Source organism: Rhizobium indigoferae, assembly GCF_034554815.1.
Taxonomy (GTDB): Bacteria; Pseudomonadota; Alphaproteobacteria; order Rhizobiales; family Rhizobiaceae; genus Rhizobium; species Rhizobium leguminosarum.
Genome location: NZ_CP140635.1, coordinates 3,044,579 through 3,063,815, shown reverse-complemented (window position 1 = coordinate 3,063,815; position 19,237 = coordinate 3,044,579). Strand labels below are relative to the sequence as shown.

The following is a 19,237-nucleotide window of genomic DNA, read 5'->3' as shown; positions in this document are numbered from 1 at the left end:
CAACGGGCCGTTTCTCTTTTCGGCTTCAGCTGCGATTGTCGCCGAGAAGACTGTTATAAACGGCGCCGATCGCACTTGCTTCCTTCTCCAGCGCGAAATTCGCCCTGACATGCCGCAGCGCATTCTCGCCATGCGCGAGCGCCAGAACGGGATCTGCGATATAGGGCGCGATTGCCCGCGTCAGCGCCTCGCCATCGCCGGCGGCGACGACCGAACCTGTCTCGCCCGTGACGATGAGCTCGGCATAGGCGCCCGCATCCGATGCCACCACCGCGGTTCGCGAGGCCATGGCTTCGAGCGGCGTCAGGCCGAAGCCCTCGTTGCGGGAGGGGGCGACATAAAGCGTCAGGCGGCGATACCAGATCTTGATGTCAGGCACTTCGCCGAGAAAGAGGATACGGTCGCTCAGTCCGGCGGCGGCGACGTCCGCCTTGAGTTTGTCTGCGAATGCCACGTGCTCCGCCGTCACGCGGCCGGAGACGACTGCCGTCCACTCAGTATGCTGCGGCAGGAGTTCGATCATCGCCGTCACGAAAAGATCAGTGCCTTTCTGATGGCGCACACGGCCGAAGCAGCCGACGAGATGGCGGCCGGGCAGGCCGGTGGCGGCGATGCCGTCCTCTGCGGTTTCCGGCGGATGGAACAGAGCAAGGTCGACGCCGTGCTGGATGACCGTGTGCGGCACCTCGAGGAACGAGCCGGAACGGTCGCTGGTCGCGATAACGGCGTCCATGCGACGGATCAGCCATTTCGTATAGGCGGTGTGGCGGCGTTGCGCGGCCGAGGTGAAGAGAAGCTTCAGCGGCATGCGCGTGAGATGGCGAAGCAGGATGCCGACGGCCATCTCGTTGTTGCGGCGAGCGTGCCAGACACGCCGGCGCGGGCGCGCCGGCGGGCGCCAAAGGCCGAGGAGCTGCCGCCACTTCAGTTTCGGCAGGTCCTCCGGCAGGCCGGGGCCGAGTGTCGCGATCTTGATGCCGAGCCGGATCTGGCACGGGATGAGCTGGACGATCGTCGACGTGACGCCGGAGAGCCGGCGCTTGAAATTGGGCGCAATGATCTCGACGTCACGGATATCAGGCAAGGGAGGGGTCTCGCGGCTCGCGGGCGATCAGCCCCAGGAAACCTGGAGGATTTCGTAGGCCTTGGAGCCGCCCGGCGCGTTGACCTCGATGGAATCGCCGACTTCCTTGCCGATCAGCGCACGGGCGATTGGCGAGGAGATGGAGATGCGGCCGGCCTTGACGTCGGCTTCCTGGTCGCCGACGATCTGGTAGGTCTTTTCTTCCTCGGTGTCCTCGTCGATGAGCTTCACCTTGGCGCCGAACTTGATCTTGTCGCCCGACATCTTGGTGAGGTCGATGACCTCGGCGCGCGCCGTCAGGTCTTCCAACTCGCTGATGCGGCCTTCATTGTGGCTCTGGGCTTCCTTGGCGGCGTGGTATTCGGCGTTTTCGGAAAGGTCGCCATGAGCACGGGCTTCGGCGATCGCCTCGATGATTCGGGGGCGCTCCTCCTGCTGGCGCCAGCGCAGCTCTTCCTGCAGCTTGACGAAACCGCCCGGTGTCATCGGTACCTTTTCAACCATTTTTCTGTCCTTCAATCCTCGTATCCGCACAATCAGCGGCGAACACAAAAGAAAACAGGTCCCGAAGGGGAGCTTCGGAACCGTGCCACAATCTTAGTCGGACGCTTATAGCAGATCGCCACGGCCGATTTCCAGAAAATTCGCATAAGAGAAACGCCGCCCGCCCCGATATCAGGTGGTGCGCCTTGAGAATGGGCAGAAATCCGATCGTCCCGATTGACTCCGCACAAGAGAACATATAGTGAACATACTAATGAAGAAGTCGCTCACAGAACGCTTGGCCATCCTTTCCGATGCCGCGAAATATGACGCTTCCTGCGCTTCCAGCGGCACGGTGAAACGTGATTCCCGGGCAAGTGGCGGGCTCGGTTCGACCGAGGGATCCGGCATCTGTCATGCCTATGCACCGGACGGGCGGTGCATTTCGCTTCTAAAAATACTGCTGACCAATTTCTGCATCTACGACTGCGCCTATTGCGTCAATCGCTCGTCGAGCAATGTCGAACGGGCGCGCTTTACGCCCGAGGAGGTCATCTGGCTGACGCTGGAATTCTACCGCCGCAACTATATCGAAGGCCTGTTCCTTTCCTCCGGCATCATTCGTTCGTCCGATTACACGATGGAAGAGATGGTCCGCATCGTCCGCGAACTGCGTGTGACCCATAATTTCCGTGGCTATATCCATCTGAAATCGATCCCCGAGGCGTCACCGCGTCTGATCGAGGAGGCGGGGCTTCATGCCGACAGGCTGTCGCTCAATATAGAGTTGCCGACGGATAACGGCATCACCCGCTTCGCGCCGGAAAAGAAGCCTGCCAATATCCGGCGATCGATGGGAGATCTGAGGCTGAAGATCGAGGCCGCCAGCGAACCGACGCTGCGGACGAAGAAGCGTCAGCGTTTCGTGCCGGCCGGCCAGAGCACGCAGATGATCGTCGGCGCCGACGGGGCGAACGATGCGACGATTCTTGCGACAAGCGGCCGGCTTTACAGCAGCTACGGCCTGAAGCGCGTCTATTATTCCGCCTTCAGCCCCATCCCGGACTCGTCGAAAAATCTGCCTCTGATCAAGCCGCCGCTGATGCGCGAGCACCGGCTCTATCAGGCCGATTGGCTCTACCGATTCTACGGTTTCGGCATCGACGAGATCACCGCGAACCAGGCGGGTGGCATGCTCGATCTCACGCTCGACCCCAAACTTGCCTGGGCGCTCGCCAACCGGGCCGAGTTTCCCGTCGATATCAACAGGGCCGAGCGTGAACGGTTGCTGCGCGTGCCGGGGCTCGGCACCAAGACGGTCAAAGCGATCGTTTCGGCTCGGCGGTTTCGCCGGTTGCGGTTGGACGATCTCCAGCGGCTCGGCATTTCGATCAAGAAGGTCCAATCCTTCATCTCGGCGGAAGGTTGGTCGCCGCGCCGATTGATCGAGCGCCCCGACCTTCGCGCCATGTTCGAACCGCAACCTGAACAATTGTCGTTGCTGTGATGCGCCGGGTCGTGCTTGCAGGACGAGGGGAGCTTGCCGAATGGCGTGACGCCGCGCGCGCTTTCGCGGCTGCGGGCATCCTGCCGGAAGAGATCGATTGGCGCGAAAAAGGCGCGGAGGCGGACCTTGCGTTTCAACGCGACGCCATGCCGCCGGCGCCTGTCACGGCACGTAAGCCGATGACGGTGCCGCCCGCCTTCATCGAGCTCGCGCAGACAGTTCTCTGCCATACCGACCCGGCGCGCTTTTCCCTGCTTTACCGTCTGCTCTGGCGGCTGCAACTGGACCGGCAACTGCTGGAAGTGGCTTCCGACGAGGACGTTGCCCATGCCAGGCTGATGGCGAAAAACGTTCGACGCGACGCGCACAAGATGACGGCCTTCGTCCGCTTCAAGGAGGTCGGTGCGGTATCGGCGGACCGTCGAAAATTCCTCGCCTGGTTCGAGCCGGATCATCATATCGTCAGGCGCACAGCGCCCTTCTTCCAACGGCGCTTCACCGACATGGACTGGCTGATCGCCACGCCCAAGGGTTCGGCCGCCTGGGACGGCGAGCGGCTGACGATGAGCGACGAGCCGTGCGAAAAACCCAATCTCACCGATGCTGCCGATGAACTTTGGCGCACCTACTACGCCAGCATTTTCAATCCGGCGCGGTTGAAGCTGAAGGCGATGCAGGCGGAGATGCCGAAAAAATACTGGAAGAACCTGCCGGAAGCCGATCTCATCCCCGGGCTGATCGCATCGGCGGAGAGCAAGGTGCGGGCCATGGCCGCGCGGGAGGCGACCCAATCGTTGCCCTTTCACGATCGCCTGCAGGAAGCCGCGCGCACTATTCCTGCCGCGCCCGAAGCGCCGGCGGGCACGCTGGAAGCACTGCGCGCGGAAGCTGCCGTCTGCACCCGTTGTCCGCTTCATGCGAAGGCGACGCAAACCGTATTCGGGGAGGGGCCGCGCGATGCCGAGGTGATGTTCGTCGGCGAGCAGCCGGGCGACCAGGAGGATATATCAGGGCGCCCCTTCGTCGGTCCCGCCGGCAGGCTCCTCGATCAAGTGATCACTGATGCGGGCATCGATCGCTCAAAGCTTTACGTCACCAACGCCGTCAAGCATTTCAAGTATGAGCCGCGCGGCAAGCGTCGCATCCATCAGAAGCCTAATATGGGCGAGGTGAAGCATTGCCGCTGGTGGCTCGATCTGGAGATGGCGCTGATCAAGCCGAAGCTGGTCGTTGCGATGGGGGCGACGGCGCTCGCGGCGCTGACCGATACGAAACAGCGGCTGCAGGATGTCAGGGGGAAAGCGATCGCGATCGACGAGAGGCGAACGCTCTTCGTGACGGTGCATCCATCCTATCTGCTGCGTATTCCCGACGAGCGGCTGAAAGCGGATGAACTGGCACGATTTCGCGAAGATATGCTGACAATTCAGCGCCTTATGCTGGCGGCTGCATAAGCTGATTCAATGGCAAGGCTGGCGCCATCGCTCATCGAGCGATGGCGTTCCGTATCTCAGGCGAAATAGCTCTGCAGCGGCCGCACTTCCAGATTGCCGGCTTTCAGCGCCTTGATCGCCTGGGCGGCGGCCTCTGCGCCTGCCATCGTCGTGTAGTAGGGCACCTTCTGCATCAGCGTCGCACGGCGGAGCGACTTGGAGTCCGAGATCGCCTTGTTGCCATCGGTGGTGTTGATGACGAGCTGGACCTGGCGGTTGCGGATCGCGTCCTCGATGTGCGGACGGCCTTCGAGCACCTTGTTGATCTTGGTAGCGGTGATGCCGTTTTCGCCAAGGAAGCGGGCAGTGCCGCCGGTCGCCAGCACTTTGAAGCCCTGCTCGACGAGGATGCGGATCGCCGGCAGCACGCGCGGCTTGTCCGCGTCGCGGACGGAGACGAAGACCGTCCCGTCGCGCGGCAGCTCGACGCCGGCGCCGAGCTGCGACTTGGCGAAGGCCAGCGCAAAATCGGTATCGAGGCCGATGACCTCACCCGTCGAGCGCATTTCCGGGCCGAGCAGTGTGTCGACGCCGGGGAAGCGGGCGAAGGGGAAGACGGCTTCCTTGACGGCGATGTGCTTCAGCTTGCGCGGATCGGGCTTTTGCCCATAGGCGGCAAAGGTCGCATCGAGTTTCTCGCCGGCCATGACGCGGGCGGCGATCTTGGCGATCGGCGCGCCAATGGTCTTTGCGACAAAGGGCACGGTGCGCGAGGCGCGCGGATTGACTTCGAGAACGTAGACGGTGCCATCCTTGATGGCGAACTGGACGTTCATCAGGCCGCCGACATTGAGCGCCTTGGCCATGGCCTTGGCCTGGCGCTCCAGCTCGTCGAGCAGTTCGACCGACAGCGAGCGCGGCGGCAGCGAGCAGGCGCTGTCGCCGGAATGGATGCCGGCTTCCTCAATATGCTCCATGATGCCGGCGACATAGACATCGGTGCCGTCGGAGAGGCAGTCGACATCGACTTCGATGGCGTTGCTGAGATAGCTGTCGAAGAGCAGCGGGTTCTTGCCGAGCAGGGTGTTGATCTGGCCGGTCTTGTCGTTGGGATAGCGCTGCTTGATATCCTCAGGCACGAGTTCAGGCACGGTATCGAGCAGGTAGGTCTGCAACTGGCCTTCCGAATGGAGGATCTGCATGGCGCGGCCGCCGAGCACGTAAGAGGGACGCACGACCAGCGGGAAGCCGATTTCGGTGGCGACCATGCGGGCCTGCTCGACCGAATAAGCGATGCCGTTGTTCGGCTGATTGAGGTCGAGCTTCATCAGGAGCTTCTGGAAGCGGTCGCGGTCCTCGGCAAGGTCGATCATGTCGGGCGCGGTGCCGAGGATCGGGATGCCGTTCTTTTCGAGGGCTTCGGCGAGCTTCAGCGGGGTCTGGCCGCCGAACTGGACGATGACGCCGACGACCTCGCCCTTTTCCTGTTCTGCCCGCAGGATCTCGATCACGTCTTCGGCCGTTAGCGGCTCGAAATAGAGGCGGTCCGACGTATCGTAGTCGGTCGAGACGGTTTCCGGGTTGCAGTTGATCATGATCGCCTCATAACCCGCATCCTTGAGCGCGAAGGCGGCGTGGCAGCAGCAATAGTCGAACTCGATGCCCTGGCCGATCCGGTTCGGGCCGCCGCCAAGGATAACAACCTTCTTGCGGTCGGAGACTTCAGCTTCGGAGCGAGCGGCGCCGACGAAAGGCGTCTCATAGGTCGAATACATATAGGCGGTCGGCGAGGCGAATTCGGCCGCACAGGTATCGATGCGCTTGAAGACAGGCCGGACGTTCAGGCTGTTGCGGAATTCGGCGACTTCCTTCGGGCGCTTGCCGGTTAGTGTCGCCAGGCGCGCGTCGGAAAAGCCCATGGCCTTCAACATGCGCAGGTTAGCGGCATCATCAGGCAGGCCGTGCTCGCGAATCCGGGCCTCCATCTCGACGATCGCCTTCAGTTCGGCGATGAACCAGGGATCGATTTTGCAGCCTTCGTGGACTTCGGCTTCGCTCATGCCCTGGCGCAGCGCCTGGGCGACCATGCGCAGGCGATCGGGCGTCGGCGTGCCGATTGCGGCGCGGATGGCGTTCTGGCTGGATTCGCCCTCTTCAAAGCCGGGGATCTCGATCTCGTCGAGGCCGGTCAGGCCGGTTTCCAAGCCACGCAGCGCCTTCTGCAGCGATTCGGCGAAGGTGCGGCCGATCGCCATGACTTCGCCGACCGATTTCATCGCGGTCGTCAGCACCGGCGAGGCGCCGGGGAATTTCTCGAAGGCGAAACGCGGGATCTTGGTGACCACGTAGTCGATCGACGGTTCGAAGGAGGCAGGCGTTGCGCCGCCGGTGATGTCGTTATCCAGTTCGTCCAGCGTATAGCCGATCGCGAGCTTGGCGGCGATCTTGGCGATCGGGAAACCGGTGGCCTTCGAGGCGAGCGCCGACGAGCGCGAGACGCGCGGGTTCATTTCGATGACGACGAGACGGCCGTCCTTCGGATTGACGGCGAACTGGACGTTCGAGCCGCCGGTCTCGACCCCGATTTCGCGCAGCACCGCGATCGAGGCGTTGCGCATGATCTGGTATTCCTTGTCGGTCAGCGTCAGCGCCGGCGCGACGGTGATCGAATCGCCGGTGTGGACGCCCATCGGATCAATGTTCTCGATCGAGCAGATGATGATGCAGTTGTCCGCCTTGTCGCGGACGACCTCCATTTCATATTCCTTCCAGCCGAGCACCGATTCCTCGACCAGCACTTCGGTGGTCGGCGAGGCGTCGAGGCCGCCGCCGACGATCTCGAAGAATTCCGAGCGATTGTAGGCGATGCCGCCGCCGGTGCCGCCGAGCGTGAAGGAGGGGCGGATGATGGCGGGCAGGCCGACATGGTCGATCGCCTGGGCGGCAATCGCCATGGCATGGCTCATGTAACGCTGCTTGCGGTCGCTCTCGCCGAGGTTCCACTGGTTTTCCAGCTCGTCCAGCGCCTTGTCGAGATCGGATCCGGAGAGGCTTTCGCGCAGCTTGTTGCGCTCGGCCTCGTGCGTCTTGCGGTCGAGGTCCTTGATGTCGGTGGCGTTCGCCAGCATCGAGCGCGGGGTTTCCAGCCCGATACGGGCCATCGCCTCGCGAAACAGCGCGCGGTCCTCGGCCATGTCGATGGCGGCGGGCTTGGCGCCGATCATCTCGACATTGTAACGGTCGAGCACGCCCATGCGCTTCAGCGAAAGCGCGGTGTTCAGCGCCGTCTGGCCGCCCATGGTCGGCAGCAGCGCATCCGGGCGCTCCTTGGCGATGATCTTGGCGACGACTTCGGGGGTAATCGGCTCGACATAGGTGGCGTCGGCAAGGCCCGGATCGGTCATGATCGTCGCCGGGTTGGAGTTGACGAGGATGACGCGGTAGCCTTCCTCCTTCAGCGCCTTGCAGGCCTGGGTGCCGGAATAGTCGAACTCACAAGCCTGGCCGATGACGATCGGTCCCGCGCCGATGATGAGGATCGATTTGATATCTTGGCGCTTCGGCATGAGTGCTTCCGTTTTCTGGCTGCGCAGAAAGCCGGCCAGGGTGGGAGATCACCGGGTCGGGTCGCGCATGCTGGGTCTTTTCAGGCTAGAAGCGGCTTATAGGCAAATGTATTTGCAAACGGAACCCCATAAATCGCGGAATCGACAGGAATCCAACACGGCACGAAAGACTATTTCCCGTCAGGCACGACCACCACCCGGATTTTGCCGCCACCCTGCTTCAGGAGGAGCGAAAGCGGGAGTCCCGTCAAGCGTTTGGCGCGTCTTCTTTACGTGAAGCGGCGGCGCACATCCTCGGCATAGCTGCGGCTGACCGGGATTTTCGTGCCGTCGCGGGTGAGGATCAGCAGCCTGCCATTGTCGCGTTTCAGGCTGTCGACATGGGCGTCGGCCACCCAGTGCGAGCGATGAACGCGAAGGCCCGGCGTTGCGGCGGTTTCCTTCAGCGCGTCGGCAAAACGCAAGAGCACCAGTTCGCGCCCGCGGCCGGTCACCACCTCGGTATAGTGATCCTGGACGGAAAGGCGCAGCAGCGGGCCACGGTTCTCAGGCTTCAGCCGGTCGAGGATCGAGGTGCCGGGGCTGGTTTCGTGAGGTGCTGCGGCTTCGGCGATTTTCTGGCTCATCGCCATGTAGGTCAAAAGGCAGAAGAGGGCGCAGAGCGGCACCGCAAAAAGCGCGCGCTGCAGGCCGCTTTGCAGCGTGGTCGTTTCGCCGGTGAAGACATAGTCGACGAGGCCGATGGCAAAGCCGATCGGCAGGGCGGCGGCGAGTGAACCCGTCATCATGCGGGCGAACATGGAAACGATCACCTCCCGCAGCAGTCTTTCGGCCGCGACCGCGCAGAGGATGGCGATCACCCAGGCAAGGGCATGCAGGCTCAGCCAATAGGCGAGGCGTTCGCCAAAGGCCATGCTTTGCATCGTGCCGTAGGGGCCGGTGAAGGCAAAGAGCAGGACGATCGCGGCAAAGGTTCCCCAGAAGCGCCGGGAGTGGAGAAAGACCTGCAATTCGCGAAGCGTGGATTGCAAGAAGGGGTGAATCACGAAGTTTTCCTGCCGTTCGCGCGGTTCGGATTGAGGCAGATGAAGTCTTGGCGGAAAGAGCGATCGAATTCAACCGGATGCCGCTCATGACCCTCGAACCGCTCTTCGATGCCCCGCTCGCCGTTCAGATCCATGTCGCCGCTGTGACGCCGGCGGCCCTTCTCGGCGCCTATATCCTGCTGCGCCCCAAGGGCACGCCGCTGCACCGGCTGCTCGGCAGGATCTGGATGGTGCTGATGATTGTAACGGCAATATCGAGCTTCTTCATTCACCAACTCGATCTTTTCTACGGGTTCAGCCCGATCCATCTTTTGTCGATTGCAACATTGTTTGGCAGCTGGAATGCGATCGCTGCGGCTCGTCGCGGCAATATCCGTCTGCACAAGCGCATCGTCGCCGGCCTTTATTTCGGCGGCATCGTCCTTGCCGGCCTGTTCACTTTCGTGCCTGGCCGGATCATGCATGCGGTCGTCTTCACCGGCGCGGAATGGCCGGCGGCCCTTGCCGCGGCGGTGATCGGCTCGATCCTGGTCGCGATCGTGCTGCGCCGCCGACGCGGGCGCCTGATTGCCCGATGAAGTCGCTGGAATTCCAGCCGCCGACGGATATATAGACTCCTTGAGTGCAAGCACAGGCATTGCCGGGGAGAGCGAAGATGGAATGGAGAGGCCGGCGTCAGTCCGACAATATCGAAGATCGCCGCAGCGATCCGACCGGCGGCGGTTTCGGCCGCGGCGGCGGCTTTAATTTCCCCTCCGGCGGCGGCGTTCGCCGCGCCGGCGGCGGCCTCAGCATCGGCACGATCATCTTCCTCGTCGTCATCTATTTTATCTTCAAGGCGATGGGCATCGACCTGATGCAAGTGCTCGACACCGGCGGTACGACGAGCGGTCCCGGCTACGAGCAGAGCCAGTCCGGCGGAACACGCACGCCCGCCAATGACGAGATGACTGCTTTCATGCGCACCGTTCTTGCCGAGACCGAAGATACCTGGCAGGGCATCTTCCAGGCGCAGGGCCAGAATTACGAGGAGCCACGCCTTGTGCTGTTCTCGGGCTCGACGGCCTCGGCCTGCGGCTCCGCATCATCTGCAACAGGCCCGTTCTACTGCCCCAGCGACCACAAGGTTTATCTCGATACCGAATTCTTTCAGGAGCTTTCCGACCGCTTCGGCGCGTCCGGCGATTTCGCCGAGGCTTATGTCGTTGCCCACGAGGTCGGCCATCACGTGCAGAACCTGCTCGGCATCCTGCCGAAGTTCAACCAGGCGCGTCAGCGCATGAGCGAGGCCGACGCCAACAAGATGTCGGTGCGCGTCGAGTTGCAGGCCGATTGCTTCGCCGGCATCTGGGGCAAATATACCCAGCAGAAGGGCCTGCTGGAGTCCGGCGATCTGGAGGAAGCGCTGAACGCCGCCCAGCAGATCGGCGACGACACGCTGCAGAAGCGGTCACAGGGTTATGTCGTGCCGGAAAGCTTCAACCACGGCACCTCGGAGGAACGCGTCAGATGGTTCAAGCGTGGCTTCGACAGCGGCCAGTTGTCAGCCTGCGATACGTTTTCCGGCCCGATTTGAGGAGTAGAGAGGAAGGGGCGGATGGCATAAGCACATCGCAGCCCCTTCCATCCCTTGCTTACTTCTCGCTGTCCATATGCTGCAGCATATGCTCGGGATAACGCCCACCCGCGGCCGCGTCTTTCGGCACGGCGCGTTCGATAACTTCGAAATCTTCTGGCGACAGGTCGACGGCGCGTGAGCCGAGCGCCTCGCTCAGTCGGTCGCGGCGGCGAGCGCCGATGATCGGGACGATATCCTTGCCCTTGGCGGCGACCCAGGCGATGGCGATCTGGGCGACCGAGACGCTCTTTGCCTCGGCGATCTCGCGCAGCTTCTCCACCAGAGCGAGGTTCTGCTCGATATTGCCTTCCTGAAAGCGTGGGCTGTAATTACGGAAGTCGCCTGCCGTCGCACCCTGGCCCTTCTGCCAGTGGCCGCTGATCAGGCCGCGCGACAGCACGCCGTAGGCGGTGATCGAGATGCCGAGTTCGCGTGTCGTCGGCAGGATCTTCTCCTCGATGCCGCGTGAGATCAGCGAATATTCGATCTGCAGGTCGACGATCGGGGCAACAGTGGCGGCGCGGCGGATCGTATCGGCGCCGACTTCCGACAGGCCGATATGCCTGACATAACCCGCCTTGACCAAATCTGCGATGGCGCCGACGGTGTCCTCGATCGGCACGTTCGGATCGAGGCGGGCGGGGCGGTAGATGTCGATATAGTCGACGCCGAGGCGCTGCAGCGAATAGGCGAGGAAATTCTTGACCGCGACCGGGCGGGCGTCAATGCCGTTCCAGCCGCCGACCGGATCGCGCATGCCGCCGAACTTGACGCTGATGACGGCGTTCTCGCGCCTGCGGCCCTTCAATGCCTCGCCGATCAACATTTCATTGTGGCCCATGCCGTAGAAATCGCCGGTGTCGAGCAGGTTGACGCCGGCATCGAGCGCGGCATGGATCGTCGCGATGCTTTCTGCGCGATCTGAGGGACCATACATGCCCGACATGCCCATGCAGCCGAGGCCGATGGCCGAGACATCGGGTCCGGTCTTTCCCAAACGATAGGTCTGCATTGTCTTCTCCTTCTTTGCGCCGGAGCGGCGCGCTATCGGACGTCCGCGCCGGGGCGGCGCTGCCGGACACCTTTTTAGCGCTTTCGTATTTGTGCGATAATCCGGATAGTGTCGAACAGGCCGTACGGAAAAATGCACAATGAGCGATCTTCCCTTGAGTGATCTGGATGCTTTCACGGCGATTGCAAGGGAGCGCAGCTTTCGCGCCGCCGCCCGCAAGCGTGGGGTTTCAGCCTCATCGCTCAGCGACTCGCTGCGGCGGCTGGAAGAGCGGCTCGGCGTGCGCCTGCTCAATCGGACGACGCGCAGCGTCACGCCAACGGCCGCCGGGGAACGATTGTTGGCGCAACTAGAGCCGGCGCTCAGTGAGGTCGCCGCCGCGCTCGGGGCGCTCGACAATTTCCGCGACAGGCCGGCCGGCACGCTGCGGCTCAACGTGCCGACGGTCGCGGCGCGGCTGTTCCTGCCCGACATTGCCTGCCGGTTCCTGAAGCTCTATCCTGAGATCGAGCTGGAGATCGTCGCCGAGGATACGTTCATCGACGTGCTCGCCGCCGGTTTCGACGCCGGCATCCGTTATGACGAGCGCATCGAGCGCGACATGATCGCCGTGCCGATCGGTCCGCGCCGGCAGCGCTATGTCGCCGCCGCTTCACCGGCTTATCTGCAGGAAAGGGGCATGCCGCAACATCCGCGTGACCTGCTGGAGCACAGCTGCATCCGGCATCGCTTTCTCAGCGGGATCGGGCTCACCTGGGAATTCGAGCGCGACGGGGAGACTTTTGCCATCTCGCCAAGCGGTGCGCTTACGTCAAATTCGATCGAGATAGAGCTTGCCGCCGCCGTCGCGGGGCTGGGCATCATCAGCTCATTCCAAGAGCTCCTGGAACCGGGCCTCGCCTCCGGTCAACTGGTCGCTATCCTCGACGATTGGGCCAGCGAATTTTCCGGTCCGTATCTTTATTACGCCAGTCGACGGCATATGCCGGCACCATTGCGCGCCTTCGTCGATTTTCTGAAGCTGGAACGGCAGCGCGCGCCCCTCGGTTGAGACGTCTCATAAACTTCCCGTTCTGCACTATCAAAAACTTTGAAATGTTCACGGATTGTTTCGGTTTCCTTTCTGAGCTATGTCACTTTCTTGGCGACGAGATCGTCTTTTCAGAACCGATCGCTGTAGAGATGCCTCATGCTTGACCCTAAATTCGTTCGCCGCGGCCTTTTTCTGGTCTTTATCATCCTCTTCCTCGACATTATCGGCATCGCCATCATCATGCCGGTGCTGCCCGCTTATCTGGAGCAACTGACCGGCGGCAGCGTCAGCGATGCGGCGATTGACGGCGGCTGGCTGATGCTCGTCTATGCCGGCATGCAATTCCTGTTTGCGCCGCTGCTCGGAAACCTGTCCGACCGTTTCGGCCGCCGGCCGATCCTTTTGCTTTCGGTGCTGACCTTCGCGATCGACAATTTCATCTGTGGCATCGCCACCAGCTACTGGATGCTGTTCGTCGGCCGCGTGCTTGCCGGTATCAGTGGCGGCAGCTTCGCCACCTGCTCGGCCTATATCGCCGATATCAGCACCGAGGAGAACCGCGCGAAGAATTTCGGGCTGATCGGCATCGCCTTCGGCGTCGGCTTCACGATCGGTCCCGTCATCGGCGGTTTGCTCGGCGAATTCGGCCCGCGTGTGCCGTTCCTCGGCGCGGCCGCGCTATCGCTGGTCAATTTCATCGCCGCCTGCTTCCTGCTGCCGGAAACGCTGGAGGCGAAAAACCGCCGCCGGTTCGAGTGGAAGCGCGCCAATCCGCTCGGCGCGTTGCGCCAGATGCGCCATTATCCCGGCATCGGCTGGGTCAGCCTCGTCATGTTCCTGTTCTTCCTGGCGCATGCCGTCTATCCCTCGGTCTGGTCGTTCGTCTCGACCTATCGCTACGGTTGGAGCGAGGGACAGATCGGTTTGTCGCTCGGCATTTACGGCATCGGCGCCGCGATCGTCATGGGCCTGGTTCTGCCGCGGATCGTGCCGGTGCTCGGCGAGTGGAAGACCGCTCTTCTCGGCCTCTGCTTCTCGGCCGTCGGGCTCACCGGTTATGCTTTCGCCTGGGAGGGCTGGGTCGTCTATGTCATCATCGTTGCGACTGTCATGGAAAACGTCGCCGATCCGCCGCTGCGCAGCATCGCGGCCGGCATGGTGCCGCCCTCGGCACAGGGCGAGCTGCAAGGCGCGCTCACCAGCCTCAGCAGCATTACCACCATCCTCGGACCGCTGATCTTCACGCAGATGTTCGGTTATTTCACGCGGCCCGAGGCGCCGGTCACTTTTGCCGGCGCGCCCTATCTTGCCGCCGCCCTGTTCATCCTGTTGGCCGCCGGCGTGTTCCTCATGCGGGTCCGAGTCCGCGTCCGTGAGCCGGCCGAGGCGCTGGAAGCGGCAGGTTGATCGATCAGAAACGCTGATGCGATGATGAATTTTTCATCATTTGCCTCATCTGGGGTAGTTCTTTGCGGGGCTTTGCTCTAAGTCCGGATGTTATTTCGCCGCAAGCTGCGGCGACGCATATTTCAATCACAGGACTGGTGTCATGGACACGCCGATCGACACGCGCAGGCTTGCGCCGACAGCCGATAATCGTTGGGGCGCACATTTCCGCGCAACGCTGGCGCTCGGCATTCCGCTGATCGGCGCGCAGCTTGCCCAGCTCGGCATCAACACCACCGACGTCATGATCGTCGGCCGGCTCGGCGCCGAGCATCTGGCGGCGATGGTGCTTGCTGCGCAGTTCCTGTTCACGATCCTGATCTTCGGCTCGGGCTTTGCCATCGCCGTCATTCCGATGGTGGCGCAGGCCTATGGCCGCGGCGACGTCGTGTCGGTGCGCCGGTCGCTGCGCATGGGTCTGTGGGTGGTGATCGCCTATTGGGTGATCATGCAGCCGGCCTTCTTCAATTCGGAGCAGATCCTTCTCTTCGCGCAGCAGAAGCCCGAGGTGGCCAAGCTCGCCCACGGCTACATCATGATCGGCCAGTTCGGCGTGCTGCCGGCGCTGCTCTTCAACGTCATGCGGGCGCTGGTCAGCGCCATCGGCAAAGCGGGTATCATCCTCAACGTCACCATCGCCACGCTGGTGATGAACGCGATCTTCGCCTATATCCTTGTCCTCGGCCATTTCGGCTTTCCGGCGATGGGGCTCGAAGGTGCTGCGATCGTTTCGGTCGTCGTGCAAACGGCCGGCTTCCTCTTCATCCTGGCTTTCGTGCAGCGGCGGGAGGAGACTCGGCGCTACGAGATCTTCGTGCGGTTCTGGAAGCCCGACTGGCATGCGCTGCTGGAGGTGATCCGGCTTGGTTTCCCGATCAGCGTCACCATCCTTGCCGAGGTCAGCCTGTTCACGGTGGCTTCGCTCCTGATGGGCTATATCGGCACGATCGAGCTTGCGGCTCATGGCATTGCCCTGCAATGGGCCTCGATCGCCTTCATGATCCCGCTCGGCCTCAGCCAGGCGGCGACGGTGCGCGTCGGTGTCGCGCACGGGCAGGGTGATTATCAGGGGCTGGTGCGCGCTTCGATTACGGTGCTCGTCCTCGCCTGCGCCATTTCGGCGGTGGGCAGCGTGCTCTTTGCCACCATGCCGCAATTCCTCGGCAGCTGGTTCCTCGACGTCAATGCGGCCGAGGCGCCCGAGGTCCTTGCCTATGCCGGGCCGCTGATCGTCGTTGCCGGGCTTTTCCAGCTCGTCGACGGGCTGCAGGTGATCGCCAATGGATTGCTGCGCGGCCTGAAGGACGCACGCGTGCCGATGATCATGGCGTTGATCGCCTACTGGCCGATCGGCTTCTTCCTCGCCTGGGCCTTTGCCTTCCCGCTGGGTTTCGGCGGCATCGGCATCTGGTTCGGCTTCCTCGTCGGGCTGGCCGCCGCCGCCGTCATGCTCTGCGCGCGCTTCTACCTTCTCCTTCGCCGCGAAGGAGTGACGGCCGGCGCCTGATATCTCCTGATCAGGCTGCGACCGGCTTGTAGCCGGCGATATCGGCGCGGATGCCGAGCCGTTCAAACATTTCCTGCGGACTAAGGTTTGCCGTCGCCCGCGCGGCGGCGATCGCTGCCTGCGCCTGCTCGAACGCCTCGGCATTTTCCCATTCGGCGATCGTCACGAAGTTGAATTCGCCGGGTCCGGCGACCTGCTCCAGGACAGAGTGTCCGGTGAATCCTTCCTGCGCCTGCAGCAAGGCATGTGTGCACACCATATGCATCAGGAACTCGTCGCGTGCCGGGGCCGGCACGGCGAACTTGTCGATCCTGTAGAAAACGCCGTTCATCCGGTTTTCTCCCGCATAAATGTTTGCAGGCAGATCTGTAGTTCCTCAAGTTAAGTTGAGGTCAACAGGCGATTAGAGAAAAAGGCCCACTTGGGTGGGCCTTCATCTGAAATGGGCATTGTTTGAAATCAGCGCTCGGCGAGCGCCGGTTCGCCCTTCTTCTCACGCACCATGTTGATGAAGCGACGGAAGAGATAGTGGCTGTCCTGCGGCCCCGGAGAGGCTTCCGGATGGTGCTGGACGGAGAAAACCTGCTTGCCGAGGACACGCAGGCCGCAATTGGTGCCGTCGAAAAGCGAAATATGAGTCTCTTCAACACCATCCGGCAGCGACTTCGAGTCGACCGCGAAGCCGTGGTTCATCGAGACGATCTCGACCTTGCCTGTGGTATGGTCCTTGACAGGGTGATTGGCGCCGTGATGGCCCTGATGCATCTTCTCGGTCTTCGCGCCGAGTGCGAGGCCCAGCATCTGGTGGCCGAGGCAGATGCCGAAGACCGGGATATCGGTCTTAACAAGCGTCTTGATCACAGGCACGGCATATTCACCGGTTGCCGCCGGATCGCCCGGGCCGTTCGACAGGAAGATGCCGTCCGGCTGCATGGCGAGCACGTCTTCGGCGCTCGTTGCCGCCGGCACAACAGTCACTTTGCAGCCGAGGCCGGCAAACAGGCGCAAGATGTTGCGCTTGACGCCGTAATCCAGGCAGACAACGTGGTATTTCGCCTCCGTCGCCTTGAGTTCACCGTAACCTTCATTCCACACCCACGGCGTTTCGGTCCATTGCGAGGACTGGCCCGACGAGGCAATCTTGGCGAGGTCGAGACCTTCGAGGCCGCTCCAGGCTTTGGCTTCAGCCTTCAGCGTCTCGATGTCGAAGACGCCGTTCGGGTCGTGGGCGATCACCGCGTTCGGGGCGCCGTTCTCGCGGATCCAGGCGGTCAGCGCCCGCGTGTCGATGCCGCAAAGGCCGATGACGCCGCGGGCCTTCAGCCATTGGTCGAGGTGTTTGGCGGCGCGGTAGTTCGAAGGGTCGGTGATATCGGCCTTGAAGATGACGCCGACGGCGCCGTGACGGGCGGCAGGCGTCAGATCCTCGATGTCTTCATCGTTGGTGCCGATATTGCCGATATGCGGGAAGGTGAAGGTGACGATCTGGCCGAGATAGGAGGGATCCGTCAGGATCTCCTCATAGCCGGTCAGCGCGGTGTTGAAGACCACTTCGGCCGGCACCTTGCCGGTGGCGCCGATGCCCTTGCCTTCGATGACCGTGCCGTCGGCAAGAACGAGCAGGGCGGTCGGCTTCTCGATTGTCCAGGGTGCTGTCGCGGTCATCTTCATCCCGTTTCCGGCGTTCGGTGCGCGCGTTGCCGCGGCTCGCCGCCTTTTGATCTCGCAGGCGCGTGGACGCGGCAATGCCGCGCGCTTCAGGCCTGATCACGAATTTTGGTGCAGGTGGCGGTAAATAGCCACGCAATCGCTTAGCGTCAATCTTTGTAGCCGAGATTGCTGCCATTTTCCTGCGCTTTATCGCGCCGATCGCGCAATTTATTTGATCCCCTGCATCAGCGTGGTTTATGAAGCGGCATCAAAACAGGAGTGAAGACCATGCTGCGCGATCAACTCGCCACCCAGCTGAAAGAGGCGATGAAGGCCAAGAATGCAGAGCGGCTTTCCACCGTCCGGCTGATCCAGGCCGCGGTCAAGGACCGCGATATCGCCAATCGCGGCATTGGCAAAGAACAGGCGAGCGACGACGAGATCCTGCAGATCCTCGCTAAGATGGTAAAGCAGCGCGACGAATCGGCAAAGATCTACGAGGAGAATTCCCGGCCGGAGCTTGCCGCCAAGGAGCGTGCCGAAATCATTGTCATTCAGGATTTCATGCCGAAGCAGCTTTCAGACAGCGAAGTGCGCGCCAACGTATCGGCGATCATCGCCGAGACGGGTGCAGCGGGCGCCAAGGACATGGGCAAGGTGATGGCGGCGCTGAAGGAGCGTTATGCCGGCCAGATGGATTTTGCCAAGGCGTCGGCGACCGTCAAGGAACTGTTGAACGGATAAGCCTCAGATGACGAGCCTTGCCTGCGGTTCGTTACGAACCGCAGGCCCGAGCACCGCTTCCGCTGCGGCATCGATGATGGCGAATTTCGCCGCCTGATAATTCCAATATTCGCCGATGAAGTGGCCCGACAGCCAGAAGTCGCCCTTGCGGGCGGGTTCTGTCCAGCCAACGCTTTCCATGGTCGCTGCCTGCGTCAGAAGCCGCTTCAGGTGGGTGTTGGAGATCATGAACTGTTCACGGATTTCCCTGAGCGACAGAGGACCGAGAACGACGCGGTCGGCCGTCCTTGGAAATTCCGGAAGGCGCGAGATCAGGTAGTCCATCACCAGCCCGCCGGAATTTGCCCAGTTGAAGAGGTTGAAGGTGGCGCCCGGATTGCGCACCGCTTCACTCCCGATGATCGCCCTTGCGATCAGCGGCTGGATTGCTGCCATCATCGCAGAGGGATCGGCGGTGATCTTATCGGCGCGCTCACCGCCGTCGAGACTGTCGAGGATCATCATATGGGCGACGAGCCACCGGGTGAAATGCTGCTCGGCGATTTCGGTGGGCTCGAGGTAGCGTGTGCGCTTGTCGGGGCCGGGAACCGGTCGCAGGAAGCGATAGGCCAGCATCTCCTGCATGAAGGCCGCGGCCGTGTTGCGGCTGGCGATGTCGTTCCTGACCGCAAAATCGATGAAGCGGCCGGAATAGAGGCCGCCGCTCTTCCCGTCGTCGGAATAACCGTAATGAAGCGCGAAGCCGGCATGGGCCATCAGCCAGCGCTGCTGCGCGGCGAAGATCGAGGCGATGCGCGGGCTCTCACGATAAATGGAGAGCATCTGATCGGCGCAATGCAGGATGGCAGCGAGAAAGCGATCGTCTGCTGCAAGATTGTCCGCGGTAAAAGCCATTTGGAGAGGTCCAGGGAGTTCGGCGCATACATCTTTCATGCGAGCGCCGCCTGTCAACGGTTTTGTCAATAAGCGGTTAATTTCAAAGGGAGAGTTGTCGCAGGGAGAGCCAAAAATTTAAGAAGGCAGGAGCTGGGGGCGCTCCTGCCTTCTTGCTCTTTGCTTCCACCGGCACGCAGGGCCGAAGCCCAAGCCGGAGGGTATTTGCAAAGGC

At 62.2% G+C, this 19,237-nt stretch carries 16 protein-coding genes; 8 read left to right on the top strand and 8 right to left on the bottom strand.

Going from position 1 to position 19,237, the window contains the following annotated elements:
* Positions 1–25: 25 nt before the first annotated feature.
* Positions 26–1,084, bottom strand: a complete 1,059-nt coding sequence (locus tag U5G49_RS15440; RefSeq protein WP_130652818.1) for a glycosyltransferase family 4 protein — start codon at positions 1,082–1,084, stop codon at positions 26–28.
* Positions 1,085–1,111: 27 nt separating this feature from the next.
* The gene (gene greA, locus U5G49_RS15435; protein WP_003541639.1) at positions 1,112–1,588 is read right to left on the bottom strand and encodes a transcription elongation factor GreA; all 477 of its coding nucleotides are present in this window, start codon (positions 1,586–1,588) and stop codon (positions 1,112–1,114) included.
* Positions 1,589–1,841: 253 nt separating this feature from the next.
* Here greA and U5G49_RS15430 point away from each other — a divergent pair, with 253 nt between their 5' ends.
* Both U5G49_RS15430 and U5G49_RS15425 read left to right on the top strand, forming a co-directional pair.
* Positions 1,842–3,074, top strand: coding sequence for a putative DNA modification/repair radical SAM protein (locus U5G49_RS15430; RefSeq protein WP_028732917.1), 1,233 nt, complete (start codon positions 1,842–1,844; stop codon positions 3,072–3,074).
* On the top strand, positions 3,074–4,528 hold the full coding sequence (locus tag U5G49_RS15425) for a UdgX family uracil-DNA binding protein (RefSeq protein WP_193443480.1): 1,455 nt from the start codon (positions 3,074–3,076) through the stop codon (positions 4,526–4,528). Before U5G49_RS15430 ends, U5G49_RS15425 begins: the two co-directional genes overlap by 1 nt.
* Before the next feature lie 56 nt (positions 4,529–4,584).
* On the opposite strand, the gene carB is transcribed toward U5G49_RS15425, so the two are convergent.
* Together carB and U5G49_RS15415 are read right to left on the bottom strand one after the other, a co-directional pair.
* On the bottom strand, positions 4,585–8,073 hold the full coding sequence (gene carB, locus U5G49_RS15420; RefSeq protein ID WP_112904308.1) for a carbamoyl-phosphate synthase large subunit: 3,489 nt from the start codon (positions 8,071–8,073) through the stop codon (positions 4,585–4,587).
* A 269-nt stretch (positions 8,074–8,342) separates the two neighbouring features.
* Positions 8,343–9,119 carry a LytTR family DNA-binding domain-containing protein gene (locus U5G49_RS15415; RefSeq protein ID WP_018242993.1) on the bottom strand — a complete coding sequence of 259 codons (777 nt, stop codon included), beginning with the start codon at positions 9,117–9,119 and terminating at the stop codon, positions 8,343–8,345.
* Positions 9,120–9,166: 47 nt separating this feature from the next.
* Here U5G49_RS15415 and U5G49_RS15410 point away from each other — a divergent pair, with 47 nt between their 5' ends.
* Together U5G49_RS15410 and ypfJ are read left to right on the top strand one after the other, a co-directional pair.
* Entirely contained in the window at positions 9,167–9,697 is a 531-nt protein-coding gene (locus tag U5G49_RS15410) for a DUF2306 domain-containing protein (RefSeq protein ID WP_193443482.1), read from the top strand.
* A 77-nt stretch (positions 9,698–9,774) separates the two neighbouring features.
* Positions 9,775–10,695, top strand: coding sequence for a KPN_02809 family neutral zinc metallopeptidase (ypfJ, locus tag U5G49_RS15405; RefSeq protein ID WP_193443484.1), 921 nt, complete (start codon positions 9,775–9,777; stop codon positions 10,693–10,695).
* 58 nt (positions 10,696–10,753) lie between these two features.
* Here ypfJ and U5G49_RS15400 read toward each other — a convergent pair whose 3' ends face one another.
* On the bottom strand, positions 10,754–11,749 hold the full coding sequence (locus tag U5G49_RS15400; protein WP_193443486.1) for an aldo/keto reductase: 996 nt from the start codon (positions 11,747–11,749) through the stop codon (positions 10,754–10,756).
* 139 nt (positions 11,750–11,888) lie between these two features.
* Between U5G49_RS15400 and U5G49_RS15395 the strand changes: the two genes are divergently transcribed.
* From U5G49_RS15395 to U5G49_RS15385, 3 genes are all read left to right on the top strand, one after another.
* Positions 11,889–12,800, top strand: a complete 912-nt coding sequence (locus U5G49_RS15395) for a LysR family transcriptional regulator (protein WP_193443489.1) — start codon at positions 11,889–11,891, stop codon at positions 12,798–12,800.
* Positions 12,801–12,938: 138 nt separating this feature from the next.
* A complete protein-coding gene (locus U5G49_RS15390; RefSeq protein WP_018446636.1) occupies positions 12,939–14,189 on the top strand; it encodes a TCR/Tet family MFS transporter in 1,251 nt (416 codons plus the stop codon).
* A 142-nt stretch (positions 14,190–14,331) separates the two neighbouring features.
* Positions 14,332–15,735 (top strand): MATE family efflux transporter, encoded by a 1,404-nt coding sequence (locus U5G49_RS15385; protein WP_018446635.1) that lies wholly within the window; start codon positions 14,332–14,334, stop codon positions 15,733–15,735.
* Between the two features lie 10 nt (positions 15,736–15,745).
* Here the strand turns inward: U5G49_RS15385 and U5G49_RS15380 are convergent, their stop codons facing one another.
* Both U5G49_RS15380 and carA read right to left on the bottom strand, forming a co-directional pair.
* A complete protein-coding gene (locus U5G49_RS15380; protein ID WP_028732909.1) occupies positions 15,746–16,066 on the bottom strand; it encodes an antibiotic biosynthesis monooxygenase in 321 nt (106 codons plus the stop codon).
* 128 nt (positions 16,067–16,194) lie between these two features.
* On the bottom strand, positions 16,195–17,400 hold the full coding sequence (carA, locus tag U5G49_RS15375; protein WP_026230698.1) for a glutamine-hydrolyzing carbamoyl-phosphate synthase small subunit: 1,206 nt from the start codon (positions 17,398–17,400) through the stop codon (positions 16,195–16,197).
* A gap of 273 nt (positions 17,401–17,673) precedes the next feature.
* On the opposite strand from carA, the gene U5G49_RS15370 reads away from it, so the two are divergent.
* Entirely contained in the window at positions 17,674–18,129 is a 456-nt protein-coding gene (locus tag U5G49_RS15370) for a GatB/YqeY domain-containing protein (protein ID WP_018242983.1), read from the top strand.
* 3 nt (positions 18,130–18,132) lie between these two features.
* On the opposite strand, the gene U5G49_RS15365 is transcribed toward U5G49_RS15370, so the two are convergent.
* The gene (locus U5G49_RS15365) at positions 18,133–19,023 is read right to left on the bottom strand and encodes a hypothetical protein (protein ID WP_193443491.1); all 891 of its coding nucleotides are present in this window, start codon (positions 19,021–19,023) and stop codon (positions 18,133–18,135) included.
* Positions 19,024–19,237: the final 214 nt, after the last annotated feature.